This window comes from Salinivibrio sp. PR919 (genome assembly GCF_001995355.1).
Taxonomy (GTDB): Bacteria; Pseudomonadota; Gammaproteobacteria; order Enterobacterales; family Vibrionaceae; genus Salinivibrio; species Salinivibrio proteolyticus.
Genome location: NZ_MUFL01000035.1, coordinates 16,613 through 32,983 on the forward strand (window position 1 = coordinate 16,613; position 16,371 = coordinate 32,983).

The 16,371-nt window shown below is 50.8% G+C and carries 15 protein-coding genes; 8 read left to right on the plus strand and 7 right to left on the minus strand.

The window, feature by feature from the left end; translation table 11 throughout:
• Nucleotides 1-59 precede the first annotated feature (59 nt).
• Both BZG83_RS08590 and BZG83_RS08595 read left to right on the plus strand, forming a co-directional pair.
• Nucleotides 60-275: a VF530 family DNA-binding protein gene (locus BZG83_RS08590; RefSeq protein WP_077480130.1), complete on the plus strand. Its 216-nt coding sequence runs from the start codon at nt 60-62 to the stop codon at nt 273-275.
• Between the two features lie 148 nt (nt 276-423).
• Nucleotides 424-897 (plus strand): 2TM domain-containing protein, encoded by a 474-nt coding sequence (locus BZG83_RS08595; protein WP_077480131.1) that lies wholly within the window; start codon nt 424-426, stop codon nt 895-897.
• A 67-nt stretch (nt 898-964) separates the two neighbouring features.
• Here the strand turns inward: BZG83_RS08595 and BZG83_RS08600 are convergent, their stop codons facing one another.
• From BZG83_RS08600 to BZG83_RS08615, 4 genes are all read right to left on the minus strand, one after another.
• Nucleotides 965-1,663, minus strand: a complete 699-nt coding sequence (locus BZG83_RS08600; protein WP_077480132.1) for a gamma-glutamyl-gamma-aminobutyrate hydrolase family protein — start codon at nt 1,661-1,663, stop codon at nt 965-967.
• Complete coding sequence (locus tag BZG83_RS08605; RefSeq protein ID WP_077480133.1) at nt 1,639-2,646, minus strand: amidoligase family protein; 1,008 nt, start codon at nt 2,644-2,646, stop codon at nt 1,639-1,641. The genes BZG83_RS08600 and BZG83_RS08605 overlap by 25 nt, the downstream gene beginning before the upstream one ends.
• 128 nt (nt 2,647-2,774) lie before the next feature.
• Nucleotides 2,775-4,763: a hypothetical protein gene (locus tag BZG83_RS08610; RefSeq protein WP_077480134.1), complete on the minus strand. Its 1,989-nt coding sequence runs from the start codon at nt 4,761-4,763 to the stop codon at nt 2,775-2,777.
• Nucleotides 4,756-5,982 carry an ATP-grasp domain-containing protein gene (locus tag BZG83_RS08615; protein WP_077480135.1) on the minus strand — a complete coding sequence of 409 codons (1,227 nt, stop codon included), beginning with the start codon at nt 5,980-5,982 and terminating at the stop codon, nt 4,756-4,758. Before BZG83_RS08615 ends, BZG83_RS08610 begins: the two co-directional genes overlap by 8 nt.
• 304 nt (nt 5,983-6,286) lie before the next feature.
• Between BZG83_RS08615 and BZG83_RS08620 the strand changes: the two genes are divergently transcribed.
• A complete protein-coding gene (locus tag BZG83_RS08620; protein WP_077480136.1) occupies nt 6,287-7,528 on the plus strand; it encodes an NAD(P)/FAD-dependent oxidoreductase in 1,242 nt (413 codons plus the stop codon).
• 223 nt (nt 7,529-7,751) lie between these two features.
• Entirely contained in the window at nt 7,752-8,444 is a 693-nt protein-coding gene (locus BZG83_RS08625) for a response regulator transcription factor (RefSeq protein ID WP_077480137.1), read from the plus strand.
• Here BZG83_RS08625 and BZG83_RS08630 read toward each other — a convergent pair.
• Complete coding sequence (locus BZG83_RS08630; RefSeq protein WP_077480138.1) at nt 8,437-9,378, minus strand: DMT family transporter; 942 nt, start codon at nt 9,376-9,378, stop codon at nt 8,437-8,439. The two genes, BZG83_RS08625 and BZG83_RS08630, sit on opposite strands and share 8 nt — an antisense overlap.
• 90 nt (nt 9,379-9,468) lie before the next feature.
• Between BZG83_RS08630 and BZG83_RS08635 the strand changes: the two genes are divergently transcribed.
• Entirely contained in the window at nt 9,469-10,362 is an 894-nt protein-coding gene (locus tag BZG83_RS08635; protein WP_077480139.1) for a LysR family transcriptional regulator, read from the plus strand.
• An 81-nt stretch (nt 10,363-10,443) separates the two neighbouring features.
• On the opposite strand, the gene BZG83_RS08640 is transcribed toward BZG83_RS08635, so the two are convergent.
• Nucleotides 10,444-13,536, minus strand: coding sequence for an efflux RND transporter permease subunit (locus BZG83_RS08640; protein WP_077480140.1), 3,093 nt, complete (start codon nt 13,534-13,536; stop codon nt 10,444-10,446).
• Nucleotides 13,537-13,546: 10 nt separating this feature from the next.
• Nucleotides 13,547-14,581: an efflux RND transporter periplasmic adaptor subunit gene (locus BZG83_RS08645; protein ID WP_241825753.1), complete on the minus strand. Its 1,035-nt coding sequence runs from the start codon at nt 14,579-14,581 to the stop codon at nt 13,547-13,549.
• A 292-nt stretch (nt 14,582-14,873) separates the two neighbouring features.
• Between BZG83_RS08645 and BZG83_RS08650 the strand changes: the two genes are divergently transcribed.
• The 3 genes from BZG83_RS08650 to BZG83_RS08660 form a co-directional block, all read left to right on the plus strand.
• Nucleotides 14,874-15,458, plus strand: coding sequence for a nucleoside deaminase (locus BZG83_RS08650; RefSeq protein WP_167370410.1), 585 nt, complete (start codon nt 14,874-14,876; stop codon nt 15,456-15,458).
• A 12-nt stretch (nt 15,459-15,470) separates the two neighbouring features.
• On the plus strand, nt 15,471-15,911 hold the full coding sequence (locus tag BZG83_RS08655; RefSeq protein WP_077480143.1) for a GNAT family N-acetyltransferase: 441 nt from the start codon (nt 15,471-15,473) through the stop codon (nt 15,909-15,911).
• Nucleotides 15,912-15,994: 83 nt separating this feature from the next.
• A partial coding sequence (locus tag BZG83_RS08660; protein WP_131825070.1) for a substrate-binding periplasmic protein occupies nt 15,995-16,371 on the plus strand: 377 nt, incomplete at its 3' end.

Here is a 16,371-nt window from a genome sequence, read left to right on the forward strand (position 1 = left end):
TCGTCACGTAAAGTAGCGCTTTTATTGACGAGCGCGTGCTCGAGTTGCTGAGAACCCTTATGGATACACAACCCAATAACCCGCTGCACGGGTTAACCCTACAAACCATTTTGACCCGTTTGGTTGAACACTATGGTTGGTCAGGCCTCTACCAACATATCAATGTGAACTGTTTTTCTAATGAACCTTCGATGAAATCATCGTTGAAGTTTTTGCGTAAAACGCAGTGGGCGCGCGATAAAGTTGAAGCCTTGTATATTGATACCTTTTGCTAAGGATAAAATATACGGATTGGCTATCGGTCGGTGTTTGTTTTTAAGTGATTGATTTTAAATAACTGTCGTTAAGATGTCGGGGTGCTGTCGTGGTAATGTCGCCCCCATTTTGCATAGTGTCGCCAGGGAAGAGCACAAAGGAGCAAGGATGAACGTGAAAGCACTCAGAGTTCAAAAAGGGTGGTCGCAAGACCAATTAGCACAATTTAGTGGGCTAAGTGTTCGAACGATTCAACGTATCGAACGCGGCCACAAACCCGGATTGGAGTCGCTGAAATCGTTGGCTGCTGTGTTTGATATCGACATTAGTGATTTGCAAAAGGAGACAGACATGCAGGCAGATACTTCAATGAGTCCAGAAGAAAGAGCGATTGCCAATCGCGTCCGTGCCCTCGGCGGGTTTTATTCTCATTTGACGCACTATGTGGTCGTAATGGCGATTTTGTTTATTATCAACTGGCAAACTAGCCCCGGCTATTACTGGGCTTGGTGGGCTGCAATGGGATGGGGGATTGCAGTGGTCAGCCACGGTGTTAATGCTCTGGGCATTGTCGATCTCTTTGGTGATAAGTGGGAAAAACGCCAAATAGAGAAGCGACTGAATGCGCGGTCAAAGCGTTAGTCGCTACCTGATAACGCCGAGCGAATGTGCCTCGGCGTTTTTGTTTTTCACCAACTAACAGACATCTTTACTGAGATGCCGCTTGTCGCTGCTGGAAGCGTGTTGCGTGCTCGACTAGGCCCTTAAACAGTGCACGCTGACAGCGAAGATAAAGCAAGAACTCTGGATGCCACTGTACCCCCAGTGTATAAGGGCGGTTAGGCGACTCAATGGCCTGTACAATGCCATCTAAATCACGTGCGCTTACCGTTAAATCCTCGCCTAACTCGTTAATCGCTTGGTTGTGTAGACTATTTATTTTGCGTCTGCCTTGCCCCAACCGTTGCTGTATATGGCCGTTGACATCACGCAATATACACAAGGTTTTCATCGGGAACACTGTCCAGCGATGAGAGGTTTTTTTGCGTTGCTCGCGCAAGCTTTGGTGCAAGGTGCCACCCAAACAGATGTTGAGAAGTTGAGCACCACGGCAAATGCCCAGCAAGGGCTTTTGGCTCGCCAATGCGCTTTTGATAACTGCGCTCTCTAGCGCATCGCGTTCAGAGTCGTAGTTGGGTTTCACTTCGGGCTCGGCGGCGTACAGCACAGGCTCGACATCGTGCCCGCCAGTAATCACCACGCCTTGATAGGCGTCTGGATCTAAGGCGGTGCCGGGGTGTAACTGTAACGGTTTGCCACCATAAAGTTTGACTGCCGCAGCGACAAAAAAACGTGGCAGCCTTGCGCCTTTGCTCGGGCCGGTTATTGCGATGACGGGTTTATCCATAAATTGTGCACCTTTTCCGCCCAGTTATTAACGATACGCGCTAATGGATCGTTGAGATAGCCCAAATAGGCTTTGCAACATGCGTCCAGTCGCGCAGGATCGGCGGCGAGTTTTTCTACCTCCACCCAGTCGTTCCATGCTTCGTGAATGCCCCAGTTTTGTTGGCTGACTTTGCTGTCTGGCAACCGATAGTGAAACGTGGGTCGCGCCTTAGTCAGCCCGTCGTTGACGGCCGCATTAACGCGCTCAGGATCGAGGTGTGCGAACAAGGGCAACATATCAAGCGCACGGTTTCGTGTGGGATTATCGGCAAGATAGTCATCAATCAGAGTATTCAGATCTGGCCAATAATCAGCCGCTAGCACGCGTTCAATATAGGCTTTCGGGAAAGGGTCGACATAGTTGGTTAGGCGCCGCGACAGATCAATGTCGGCCCGTTTTAAAAGCCAGTCATACAAACATAAAAATGCTTTCAAGTGCGCGCAAATCGTTTTGGCGCTTAGATCTGGCAGCTCTGGATTGAGCTGCATGCCAAATGCATAAACTGGACTGTCTTCGGTTCCTTCGGCACCTTGTTGACGTAGTGAAGCAATTAAATCCTCGACGCTATCGAGGCGGTCTAGCGGGAGAGGTGGCGTGACAATTTCTACCGGCACGACCAGCTTGGCAGCCCACGCTAAGACGTCTTCGGCGGACTGGTCGAGTTTATTGGCCAGTGTTTTCTCGCTTCTATCACTCTGGCCAAGGCGTTTTAATTTGGCATAATCTAACTCAACAACCCAATCGCCAGCGTCATCCCCAGTTAGATGGCGATCGTAGCGGCCTCCTTTTTCAACCGTGAGCGACCACTTATCTGCGACGATACGTGCGATTTCGTCGAGCTCCATACCGCTTAGTTCAAGCTCTACACCGACTCGACGCGCCTCTCCTTGCGCATTGTGCTCCCGAGGTGGTTGGGTGAGTCGTGATGTGTGCGTTTTCATTCAATATCCTCACCTTTATTTCTAAGCCTAGTAAACGTGATGAGGGCGGTATCGACAGAATCAAAGGTGTTGCTGTCTAATTGTTGACCGTTTGTGGCTTAGGTAGAAAAAGCCATTGAATGTGCTTTTCAATGGGGTGGTGCCGCAGCAGCGGGTGAGGCAGAGGCGACATACCTGTCTTTTGCCCAGCTATCGAGTGCGAGTTGCTTGATGCGACCGATCGCATCGTCAGGCAGTTCGGCCGAGGTGCCTACTGCAATAGTGTCGTCATGATATAGGTATAAACGTGACAAAAACTGTTCAAAGGGCAGGGAAGCTTCGCCGTATTGCTCTCCTTTTCCTTGGGTTGATACCACCACATCATGCCCCCAATCCTGCCCGCTATCGTTGTTGGGATTATAAAAATACACCCGCATGATGCTGTCTTGATCGAGAGCGATGCGTATCAAGGTAATGGCGTGCCAGCCCACAAATACCCCCTGGCTATTGGTCACGGCAATGCCTACGGGTTGGGGATGAATGACTGGTATATTGCCGTTGTAGTAGGGGTGGTAGCGGCTATAGAAACGTTCGATAAACTGATCAAACGCCTTCAACATACCTGTCTGCACGTCAACTGCAATCATGAATTCACGCCCCACATACCAACCGTGAAACTCTGGGTTAATCCATTTGTGAGGGTCTTCTTGTCTGCCTACACACAGACGACCCATCTCAATATATAACTTATCTAGATGAGGAACGAGTGCAACGGACACCGGATCGGTATCAATCGGCAGTGACTGACTCAGCCCTTGCAACAAGGTACTTGAGTCCAGCGTTTGCCCCTCAAAATGCATTCGCAAGTTATTATTGCAGGCCACTTGTACAATAGAGTTCAGCAAATAATCCGGGTCGTTATACGCCCACATGGATATCGCCCGCGCTGATTGGCAGGTTGGATTGTTACCTTGTGCCACACCAAGCGGCTGACCAAGCACGGACATGACTCCAGCCAATAAGTGGACGCGGGCTGGAAGGTGATCCCCAAACGCAAGTGATAGCGCATTTGCGACGTCTGGGTGCAGGGTCAGATTAATTTGTCGCCACAGGCTGGGCGCGACGGGTGCATCGAACAAAACACCGCGCTCTAACATCATCGCGAGACCGTAAATCGCTTGAGCGGTTTGCGGATGGACAGCTTCTTGAATCAAGGTATGCACGAGCTGGCGGTAGGTGACCAAACAATCTAGCCCAGTGTTACTCAGACCCAAGGCGGTAGGCAGGACATCGGGCTGGTCATTCTCGAGTAGCCAGCGTAAAAACGTCGCATGGTAATCAGAGACTAACCCGACATCGTGCATGGCACGCGCGAAACCCATCGCTTCTTGTTGTAGTGAGTTCGTATCCATGGCGGATAAGCGTTCACAATAAGCGGGTAAGCCGGGGTCGTCGTAGCACCCTTGTGTTGGGCCATACAAGGCGCTGACTAAGCGATCAATCCCGAGCTTTGCGTCACCGAGTTGGATTTGCTCTTGAGACACAAGAATAGAAATGTGGTTAATCATTGTCTTGATGGGATTGACTTGGATCGGACGCTGGGTGAGTACTCGCCAGACTTCGTCTACAAGCTCACTTAAAATCGTTTCATACCCCAAATGTGCGAGTAGATATCGATAAAGTTCACTGATCGCAGGGGCGAGAGAACCCAGCCGTATCCGGCTAGACTCATCGGAAAAGCCCATTACCCAAGATAAGTTGAGACTCAGGACTTTGGCGAGAAACTGTCGAGCGTCAGCAGGTGAAACGCGTGTCGTGCTCAGTTGACCGTCAACAATCGCGAGCATCCGTAGCTGGCTTAAACAGTCAAGTACCACGGTGCTTTTCTCGGCGTACGCCAACGTATCTGGGACTAAGTTTGCCAACAGATATTCAGGTTCAGCCCAATCGGTTCCCTGAAATATGCCTGCCTCCTGCAAGGCAGGCATACGCATACATAGCGCTTCAATGCCATTTTCTTGTCCTAGCACCCGCCCACAGATATCTAAAACATGAAACTGGTGGCGGGCTTTAGCGATAGTGCTGACTTGACCAAGTTGTTCGATAGCGTGATCAAGCTTATTCAATAAGCTAGACATAAAAGTCGAGATCTTCCTGTGCTTTTAATAGATCGCGCATAACGTGCGGATCATCTCCGTAAAAGTGTAGTAGACCCCAGTGTGTGCCGAAAGCACTGCGCTTCGGTACTTTGTTTTCCATCGGTGACTGAAGCTCATGAAATTCAAAGTACTCGTGGTTTTCTGTTTCTTCAGGAATGGCAAGCTGGCTGACAACACGACGTCGAGGGTAGACCCCAAAGGTACCGGCAACGCCTTTGGCATCTTCAATCGGAGTAGGGAAGAAAGCCTCCAATTCTTCGTCGGTCGTTTTAGGATCAAAGGCCACTACCATGGCTTGATAGCAATTGAAACCGTAAACACGCTCAATGATTTCAAAGCCTTGGAAACCGGGTGGACGATAGGCGACTTCGCCAAAGTACATGCGGCCATCCTTGGTGACGAAATACTCTGGATGAATAAAGCCAAAGTCGATATCAAAGGCATCAATCAGTTTTTCAATTTCTTGGGTCACTTTCTCTCGGTATTTTTCAAGCTCTGGTGAGGCTGGCACGAACACAGAGTAGCCGAGCGTGACGTATTCAGAGATATTTAAAAACTGGATTTTTCGGTTTTTAATAAAGGCCTCGACGGCGAACTCCCAACCATCCAAGTGGCTCTCCATCAACAAGGGAAACTCTTCATCCGAGACACGGTCGAGGTCGTCCGGTTCGCGAATCATCCAGTGACCTTCACAGCCCGCTTTATCAAACGCTTTGAGGTGGATAGGATCGTTTGGGTCACCATCCAGTTTCAGTAAGGCTTGGTTCACTCGACGCAGAAAACGGACCACATCGGACTTATCTTGTGCTTCTTCAAAGATCCCGACACGAATACCGCCGATTTGTGCGCGACGTTTCATCAGCGATTTATCGCGGAAGAGAAGGGCTTGGCCCATTAATTTAGGATTTTTAAGCAGAACGGCGTTAATGGCGCCTGCCCATTCCACGGTTTCTTCAAACAGTGGAATCGCGACATCGACGCCCATTTCTTGCAAGGTGGTGGCAATTTCAAAAGAGCGGTCGTTGAGTCGCTCAAAATTCCACGGCAAAAAAGGAATATCGTGTTCTTTTGCGTAGTCTTCAGCCCATGTGGGCGCCACGACGACGTACTGACGATCGAAACGGCTGATCGCGTCAATGGCATTTAAGCTCCACCCCAAAATGGCAACGAAGCCTTTATTAGGATCATAGTCAGCCATATTTCATCCTTTTACTTTTTGAGCATGAGTGACCACTGTCACATATTGCTGCGTTGTCTTTAAGGCAAGCTGAGGATAGAAAGCAGGAAAGTGTGCAGTTGGACGACTGAAATCGACTGCATGCGCAACGTTTTCACCCGTCGGCTGGCCAAATGCGATCTCAATCGTTCATGGACTGAGAGAGCGCCGGAAAACTCGTCATTTTATTATTGATGTCGTTATTGGTTATGTGTAAAAGCAAGGAATTACGCGGATAAATTTCGCCGCGGAGATAAATGACTTGGCGTGTTCAGGGAGTGAAAAAATGGCCAAAAATGTGGTGGTACTGGGAGCGGGCATGGTCGGTGTGTCTGTTGCTTGGCATTTGTTGAAGCGTGGCTACGATGTAACGGTCGTCGATAGAATGGCGCCTGGGCAAGAAACGTCGTTTGGCAACGCAGGTATTATTCAGCGTGAAGCTGTTCGGCCCTACGCCTTTCCGCGCGACCTTGCCACCTTGCTGCGTGTGTTACCTAATCGTGCTGTCGATATTCGTTATCGGCCCACCAGTGTTCTGCGTGCCGCGCATCCATTGCTGCAATATTGGCATCACTCGAGTGAAAACCAATACAAAAAATTGGTCCCCGAGTATGCGGCATTAATCATGCAGTGCCTCGATACGCATGATGAAATGATCGCATCCGCGGGCGCGGCCTCACTGATCCGTAAGCAAGGTTACCTCAAGTTATTCCGCAGCCAAAAAGCGCTGGATGAAGAGTGCGCGCGTGCCGCGTCTGACTATGCCAGTTACGGTGTGGAGTATGAGGTGATCAGCAAAGCGCAGCTCGCTACGTTGGAGCCGCATTTAGCCGCGCCGCTAGCGGGGGCAATTCATTGGAAACAACCTTGGACTGTCACCGATCCCGGAGCCTTGGTACAAGCCTACGCCGACGATATTATCGCCAAAGGCGGAGAGATAAAGCGTGCCAATTTGCGAGCACTTAAGCAGGAAGACGGACAGTGGGTCATCGAAACAGATCACGTGCGCCTTCGTGCGGATCAGGTTGTGATGGCGATGGGCCCGTGGTCATCTTACTGGTTGCGCCAACAAGGCATAGAGGTACCTTTGTTTACCAAACGTGGCTATCACATGCACTACCAAGGTGACGCTAACACCCCGCTCAATCATTGGATTATGGACGCTGAAGTGGGCTATTTGCTCGCACCGATGCGCGCGGGCGTGCGATTAACCACAGGGGCAGAATTGACAGCATTGGATGCTCCCTTGAACGAGCGGCAATTATCGGCAGCGGAAAAGGTAGCACGCGAGCTCTATCCACTGGGCACTCGCGTGGATACGGCGCCTTGGAAAGGTGGGCGTCCGTGTATGCCGGATATGAAGCCTGTCATCGGACCCACGCCGAATAAACCCGGATTATGGCTCGCGTTTGGTCACGGGCACCAAGGCTTTACGCTGGGGCCTGTCACTGGAAAACTTATCGGACAAATGATGGATGGTGAGAACACATCAATTGATATGCAGCCTTATCGTGTCGACCGGTTTTAAGTCTGAGGCCGAATGTTTCTGCTGCTCAAACGGGGCTGGTTCAGGTGAAATTCGCAGCATTTAAGCACGATGAGTGAACCCAAACGTCCAATGGCGTCGTACTCTCAGTTGCTTTAAATAGCGAAGCTGTAAGACAATATCGCTTTGCCCTTGCAAGGCCGCCTTTCGATGACATGGCGGCCCTGCATTTTCGCCGCTATCAAATTCAGCTAGGACAGTATCCATGTACGAGGAGTATTTCTCGATAGCCAAACCCGCCATCGTSGTGCGTGGTCCGGAAAATATGTCATTTATCGCCATTCTCGAAGCGAAACTACGCGAGTATGGCTGTGATGTCACTGTGATTGGGCCTGATGATGTCATGCCGGATTGGGATACGGTTCAGCTTATCAGCTGGGTGCCGGAAGGTGGTGCTCAAACCAAAACATTGCGCTGGCTTAGTGAGCAATGCCCGTTTATTGCGTTAATGGCGAGTCAAGCGGCGGCCGACCGTGTCGCGGCGCTGAATGCTGGCGCTGATGATGTATTATCGACGCCCGTTGATTTGGAAGAGTGCCTAGCGCGCTCAGCGATCGCCATGCACCGTCGCCATGCAACGTCTGCGATGCGAGATACGTCCGGGCAGCTACAAATCGATAATCTCTGGATGCAAAAGGATACGCACCGCGTGCGTGTTAACGAACAGCCGGTGAAATTGACCCCGCTTCAATTTGAGTTGCTGTGGCTCCTTGCGCAGCACAAAGACACGACCCTCAGTAAACCGCTGCTGTATCGCCAAGTATTGAAGAAAACCTTCGCGCCAGATGATCGTAGTCTGGATATGCACCTGAGCCGGATCAGAAAAAAATTGGCCGATGCGGGCTTCCCTGCCGAAAGGCTCCAAACTGCGCACGGGAAAGGCTACTGCTTTATTTAGCCTCGCTTGTCGTTCGAGCAACGCGCCAGTGGCGTGGGTGAGGAAGGCGTGGCAGCAACAGCCCTGCGATCACAATGACAATGCCCACCACCTGAAGTTGGCTCACGGCTTGTCCCATCAAAAACGCGGTGAGTACCGCGAACACAGGCACAAAGTTAAAAAAGAGTGCTGCATTGGCAGAGCCGAGATGGCGCACGCCGTTGAGCCAGAGTAAGTAACCAGCGACGGTACCCAGCACACCGATATACAGGAGTTCGGAGACGGCCAGCGGACTTGCAGTCAAGACTTCGCCAAATGGATGAACCTTTGGGGTAAGCGCACACATGATGCCAATCACAGTCGCACCACTGAGCATGCCCAAAAACGTGTAGGGGATCACCGGCATCCAGCGGCCAATGCCTTGGCTGAAGAAGGTGTACGCACTCCATGCAAACATGCCAGTGAAAATCATCTGATCACCTTGGTTAAAGTTTAATTGGCTGAGCATCTGCCACTGCCCATTGGTGATCACCACGAGCACGCCCGATAAACTCACCACCAAGCTGAAAACTTGCCCTTTACGTGGCAATGCGCGAATCGCGATGCAGGCGATAAGTGAAGTCACCAACGGGCTGAGCGCCATGATTAATGACCCATTGGTCGCTTGGGTGTACTCGAGCCCAGTGAATAAACAGAGGTTAAGACCGCCAATCCCCACGGCGCTGACGGTAGTCGCCCACAGCCACTGCTTGGCGCTGAGTGTAGGGATGCGGGTACGGGTGAGTTTGAGATAAAAGCCTAGACAAATTGCGGCGACGGCAAAGCGCCAAAAGACCAAGGTGAGCGCATTCACTTCATTCAGCGCATCTTTACCAATAGGAAAAGTGCTACCCCAAAAAAAGGCACATAAAATGAGAAGGGCAACGGCTTTCCATAGTGAAGCAGTAGTTGTCATAGCAAGACCTGACTTGTTGAGTGATGTGCGCTAGTGTATAAGTTTCAAAATATGAATAAACCGGCAATATCAGAACGGTAGATTCCAAATATGAAACCTAGCTATTCGTTAGACGATTTGCGCTGTTTTTGTACTGTGGCGCAGTTGGGGAGTTTTAAAGCCGCGGCGCAGCAGCTTGCCATGCCGCAATCCACCCTAAGTCGTCGTATTCGCCAGCTTGAACAAGATCTTGCTCTGCGTTTACTCAATCGTGATGCACATCGTATCTCGCTGACTCAAATTGGTCATCGCTATTTTGAACGTGCCGCAGGGTTGTTCGATGAGTTGCAGGCACTCAATGATGATCTCGTCAGTGAGAAACATCACCCCCAAGGAAAAATTCGTATTAGCGCACCGATCAATGCCGGTAAGCAGTTTTTACGCCGCGTCTTTTTCGACTTTATGCGTGAGTACCCCGAGATTCAACTGGATCTTAACTTTTCCAATAGCTTGATAGATATTGAAGCGGAAGGCATGGATGTGGTGTTTCGGGTCGGGAATCCGGTAGTAGAAAAGTGGATTGCACGGCCGCTCACCGATATTCACTTCATTCTGTGTGCCAGTCCTGACAGTGATTATCACGACGTGCGCTCACCCAATGATCTGAGTGGTCAGCCGGTGGTGATTTGTCATCCGATGACGGTTTGGGAGCTCACACACCATCAAACGGGGGAAGCGTTTGATTATCAAGCCACCACGGGCATACGTGCCGAAGTGGATGAAATTCAAATGTTAACCCATGCCGTGCAAGCCGGATTTGGCATCGGCTATATTCCTGATTATTCCGCGCTACCTTTGATAGAACAGGGCGAATTACAGCGCGTGTTGCCGCAATGGTGCAGTCGAGCGCGTACGCTATTTTTGCTCTATCGAGACCGAGAACAAGTGCCTTTGCGTGTTCGATTGCTGGTGGAATTTGTTCTCGCGCGTTTTATGTCCTCCTAGAGTGTAACCGGACATCAAAGGGCTGTTTCCCGAGACTAAAGGGGCCACGTTGCAGTGGCCCCAATGGGTGCGATTTTTCGATTAATCGCTATGATGCGTGTGCGCTGGCGACAACTCGGTGGATGCCGGCGTGATGGTTTTGGCTAAGAACAGATACATAGCAGGTACTACGAACAGGGTGAACAAGGTGCCCAGTGTCATCCCACTGGCAATCACTAGCCCCATGGCAAAACGGGCGCCAGCACCGGCTCCTGAGGCAATCAATAGCGGGATCATGGCGAGCACCGTCGCTGCCGTTGTCATCAAGATAGGGCGTAAACGGATGGCGGTCGCTTCTTCAATCGCCTCACGTTTGGTCCGTCCTTCTTGCTGGAGCTGATTGGCGAACTCGACGATCAATATCCCGTGTTTAGCAATCAGACCAACGAGAGTGAGCAAGCCAACTTGAGTGTAAATGTTCAAGGTAGTAAACCCTAGGCTGATAAATATCAGCGCGCCACAGACACTCATTGGCACGGTGACCAAAATAATGATCGCGTTTTTAAACGACTCAAACTGCGCCGCCAAGATCAAGAAAATCACAATCAAAGCAAAGAAGAAGGTCACGACCAGTTGCTGGCCCTCGCTCATAAACTGGCGTGACTGTCCGGCATAATCAACACTAAAGCCTGCTGGCAATTCTGTTGCTGCAATCTCTTCGAGCACACCCAGCGCTTCCCCCAAGGGGACACCAGGACGCGGTACACCGGAAATCTTCACCGCATTCAGCTGCTGAAAACCGCGTAATGCTTGAGGCTGCACACTTTCTTCTAAGGTCACTAACGTTGACAGCTGAACTAATTCACCGTCTTGGTTGCGAGTGTAAAACTGGCGCAATTGTCCCGGTGTGAGGCGTTCACTCCGCGCCACTTGGGGGATTACTCGATAAGAGCGGTTTTCCAGTGAAAAGCGTCCCGCATCCGCCCCAGATAACAGTGAGCCCATATCCGCGGCAAGCTGTTGCATGCTCACGCCCATCAAAGCCGCTTTTTCGCGGTCGATCTTGACCGTTTGTTTGGGGCGGTCAATGCTCAGATCGGTATCGACAAAGATAAACCGCCCAGTCTGCATCGCTTTGCCCACGATATWGTTCGCCACTTCATTAATCGCTTCAAAGGGTTGTGTTGAGCCGATAATAAATTCAACCGGCGTGCCGCCGCCCGGAGACGGCAGTGAAGGGGGCACCAAGGCAAAGCTACTTAAGCTCGGTTGGCTGTCCATAAAGGGCTGAATTTCGTTTTCCAAGATCGCTTGAGTGCTGCGCTCTCGCTCATCCCACGGCGCGAGTACAATACCGGCTATTGCGTTATTGGTGCCGCCAGAGCCATTGATAATAAAGACGTTGTCGATTTCAGGTACATCGTCAATCAGTCGGTTTAATTCGTCGGTACTGGCAGACAACGCATCCAGCGTGGTTTGGCTGTCGGCTTCGAGTATGGAGAACACAAACCCTTGGTCTTCAGCGGGTTCAAGCTCAGAGGGACTGGTGATAAACAAGAAATAGCAAGACACTAAAACAATCGCGCCGAACGTGAGGATCACCGCATTGGTATTCAACAAGCTATGGAGWGTGCGTTGGTAGCGATGATGCAATCGGTCAAACTGCTTATCCAGCCAATGCTCAAGGGAGCGCTCTTGGGTCGCTTTGTCCGCTCGATAGGGCTTGAGGACATAGGCACACATCATGGGCGAGAGCGTGAGTGCCACCACGCCGGATAAGATCACCGACGCGGCGAGGGTAAAGGCAAACTCAATAAACAACACCCCGGTTAAGCCACCGACAAAGCCGATGGGCAGGAACACCGCGACCAAGGTAGTCGACATGGTGATAATCGGCCACGCCAGCTCGCGCGCGCCTTCCAGCGCAGCTTGTGTTCGGCTTTTACCTTCTTCGATATGGCGGTGCACGTTTTCAAGCATGATAATCGCATCATCAACCACCACACCAATCGCCAGCACCATGGCAAGCAGTGTCAGTAGGTTGATGRAAAATCCTAACAGCCACATTAAAAAGAAGGTGCCGATGAGCGATACGGGGATCGCGACCGCAGGAATGACCACTGAGCGTAACGACCCTAAAAAGCCATAAATCACAAAGACTACGATGGCTAAGGCGAGAATAATCGATATCACTACTTCATCAATGGCATTATCAATATACTCGGTTGAATCATAGGCGATATACGCTGACAACCCTTGAGGCAATTGGGTGGTAATGTCGGCATCCCACACCTGATTCACCGCCTCAATTACATCCAGCGCATTGGCATCTGGCGAGACTTCGATGCCGATAAAGGTGGCATCGAGCCCGTTAAAGTTAACCGATGTTTGGTAACTTTCCGCGCCGAGCTCAACGGTCGCCACATCACTCAAACGCACAACAGATTGGCCATCACTGCTGATCACCAGATCTTCAAATTGTTTCACGTCATGAATGTCGGTGGCGGCGTTTAAATCAATCGCCACGTCTTGGCCTTTGGTGCGCCCTAGCGTCGCAAGCACATTATTGCTGCGCAGGGCGGTAATCACATCCGTACCGGTGAGATCGTACGCGGCCATTTTGACCGAGTCGAGCCAGATTCGCATGGCAAAGCTACTGGCACCCAACACATCAGCACGCTGCACGCCGGGAATCGTCGACAGTTGTGGCTCGACCACCCGGACCAAGTAATCGGTAATTTGATTATCAGTGAGGACGTCAGAATAAAACGCGAGGTACATCGCTGCGACCGTTTCCCCTACCTGCAGGGTGACGACGGGCTCACGGGCATCATCAGGGAGCTCTGAGCGCACCTTATTCACCTGTGCGGCAATCTGCGTGAGTGCTTCATTCGGATCGTAATCAAGGCGCAAATAGGCTTCGATGGTGCTCACACCGGCGGTTGATGTGGAGACTAAGTAATCAATCCCTTCTGAGGCAGCGATTTCACGCTCCAGCGGCGTGGTGATAAAGCCTTGGATCAAGTCGGCATCTGCACCGATATAGGTGGTAGAGACACTGACCACTGCATTTTTGATCTCGGGGAATTGACGCACATTCATGTCGGTGATGGCGCGTAAGCCGAGCAAGATAATGAATAGGCTCACTACGGAGGCCAAGACGGGTTTCTTGATAAAGACGTCGGTAAATCGCATCGAATCGCTCCTATTGATTCACAACGTTGGGATCAAGATCTTCGCTCGGCTGAACACGCTCATTGTCACTGACCTTGATGTTGCTACCGTTACGGAGCTTGAGGAGGCCGGAGGTAACGATACGGTCACCGGGTTGAAGGCCGTCTTTAATCACAATCATGTCACCGCGGCGCGCGCCCGTTTGCACAAAGCGCTGTTGTATCGTCAATGCATCGTCTTGCTCTTGGATCACGAATACCGCGTTGCCATACGGATTAAATTGAATCGCGCTTTGTGGTGCCAGCAAGACATTTTGCGTTTCTTCACCTTGATCAAGGCTCACGCGTGCGAACATACCTGACCGTAAAACGGCATCTGGGTTGTCAAAGGTGGCTTGAATGTCGACACTGCGACTCGATGGCGTGACAACCGGCGAAATTGCAGTCACTGTACCGGTAAAGACCTCGTCAGGCTGTGCGCTAATCGTGGCAGAAACGGTTTGACCATTTTTCAGCGTGCTGAGCTGCTGCTCGGGCAGGGTAAAGTTTAGGTGAATCGGGGTCACTGACGTGAGTGTCGCAACCGCTGTCCCCGGGGACATTAATTGGCCAAGACTGACTTCTCGGATGCCAATGATGCCGTCGAAAGGCGCGGTTAATGACTTTTGCTCAATGCGCGCTTTTTGGCTGTCGACAGCGGCAATTGCTTGTTTGGCTTCACTTTCTTTACGTTTTAGCTCTGACTCGGAGATGTTTTTATCTCTAAATAGCCGCTGATAACGCCGCAGTTCAAGTTGTGCCAATTCTGCCACGGACTCGAGTCGACGTAATTCTGCCTCATCAACGCTGGCATCCAAGGTGACCAGTAATTGTCCCTTTTTCACCGATGTCGCATTGTCGAACAAGATATTGTTGACGATGCCGCTTGCCTCGGTAGTTAGCTGGGTTTCATTAATGGCCGCAAAACTGCCAATGGTGGTTTGTTGTTCTTGCCAAGGGTGGGTTGAGACTGTAGTGGCCGTCACGGTGACCGTAGGGGCAGGCATGTTGTCAAAAAATTGGTTCATAAAATGATTGCCTACTGCTTTGTAAGCAAAAATTCCCCCAAAAACGAGGCCACATGCGACTAACATAATAATTAAACGTTTTATCATAAAAATCCCTGAACAGAATTGCTGTCACCACCCTTGGCTTATAAGTACAGACGAAGGCGCAAAAGGTTGATTTAACCAATAACAAATATCGAACTGACCAATACAAACCTTATCACTGTTTGGTTCATTCATTGGTGGTAAATTGATGATCTTGTGGATTAGCTCAGGTCAGTGTCATCAGCGAAGCCGAATAAGGAGAACGTCGATGCTACTCAATGCAAATAGCACGGTAACGGAAGCGGCGCTGCGTGCCGTGGCGCATATGCCAACGCGCAGTTTGCCGGTGCTGGTGGATAACAGCTTTAGCCAAAAACTGACCGATGCGGATTTGATGCGCATCGCGGTGTTGTTGGCCCAAAAAAGCGCTGATGAAGGAGGGTGCCCTATCGGTGCGGTGATTGTTGACAATGAAACACGTCAAATCGTAGGTAAGGGGCACAATACCTTGGTACAAGAAAATCACCCCTACAATCACGGCGAAACGGCCGCGATACGTGATGCTGGGCGAATTGACTTCAGCCAAACAACCTTGTTTACCAGTTTAAGCCCATGTGATGTTTGCGCGGCATTGATCAGCATGCGCGGTTTTTCTCGCGTGGTGGTGGGGGATGTCACCAGTGCGAGCGGTAACGAGACGATGCTGAAAGAGAAAGGCGTGACGGTTGATGTGCTGGAAGATCCGCAGGGCATTGCGCTGTATCAGCAATTTCGATCCGAGCACCCCGAACAAGAGTTAGAAGATTGGCAAGGTGTAAGTGCCGTCAAAGCACGTTTAGCCAAGCGTGGATAAGAGGAGAACGACATGGATGTTGCGATTGGTCCGACAACGGATGCGAATTACAGCCAAAAGCTGATCCAAGAGAATATGGCCCCTTACTATGAAGCGAGGAAGATCGCTTGGAATCCACAGATGTTTATGGAAAGTTGGCGAGTTTTTGATAATTATGAAATTCGCCATGAGCGAAAGCGTTGTGGCGTCATTCGCTTGAAGGCAGACGGTGAAACACTTTTTATCCGTGATTTACAGATTGAACCGAGTAAGCAGCGGCAAGGGATCGGCCGCGAGGCAATCAATTGGGCGGTCGCTTATGCGCAAACGTCTGGCTATGCGCACTTAGCGTTGCGTGTTTTTGCAGAAAATCCCGCCGTTTCATTGTATCAAGCGCTGGGATTCGTGGAGACAGGGCGCAGCCGAGATGCGGTTCTCACGCTTTCGTTGTCGTTAACTGAAACGTCCGAATAACGAGCAAAGCGCCTGAGCATATCGATAGAGATGGCATGCTAGTCTTATAGATAGCGTAGCGAGTCAACAAAGTGAGTGGCTGGATGACCCATTGGATACAAGCGTGCATTGCGATTTGGCTAACTCTTTTCTCCTTTCAACTATGGGCCGAGCCATCGACATCAGAGCCGCTTAAGGTTTGTGTGGGTGATGGGAGCCCTTGGCCGCCATACACCTATTGGCAGGGAGAAACGCGACAGCAAAAAGCGGATACCTTGACAGGTTATGCGACAGATTTGGTACTCACCGCATTAGAGCGTAACGACATAGCCTATCAACTGGTATTTATGCCTTGGGCGCGTGTGCAACATGAACTGGCACGTGAGTCAGGCCGTTGTGATCTTACCTGGGATGCGAGTTATAAACCCGAGCGAGCGCAATACAGTCGCTTTACGCAGCCACTCTATTCTATATCTTTGGG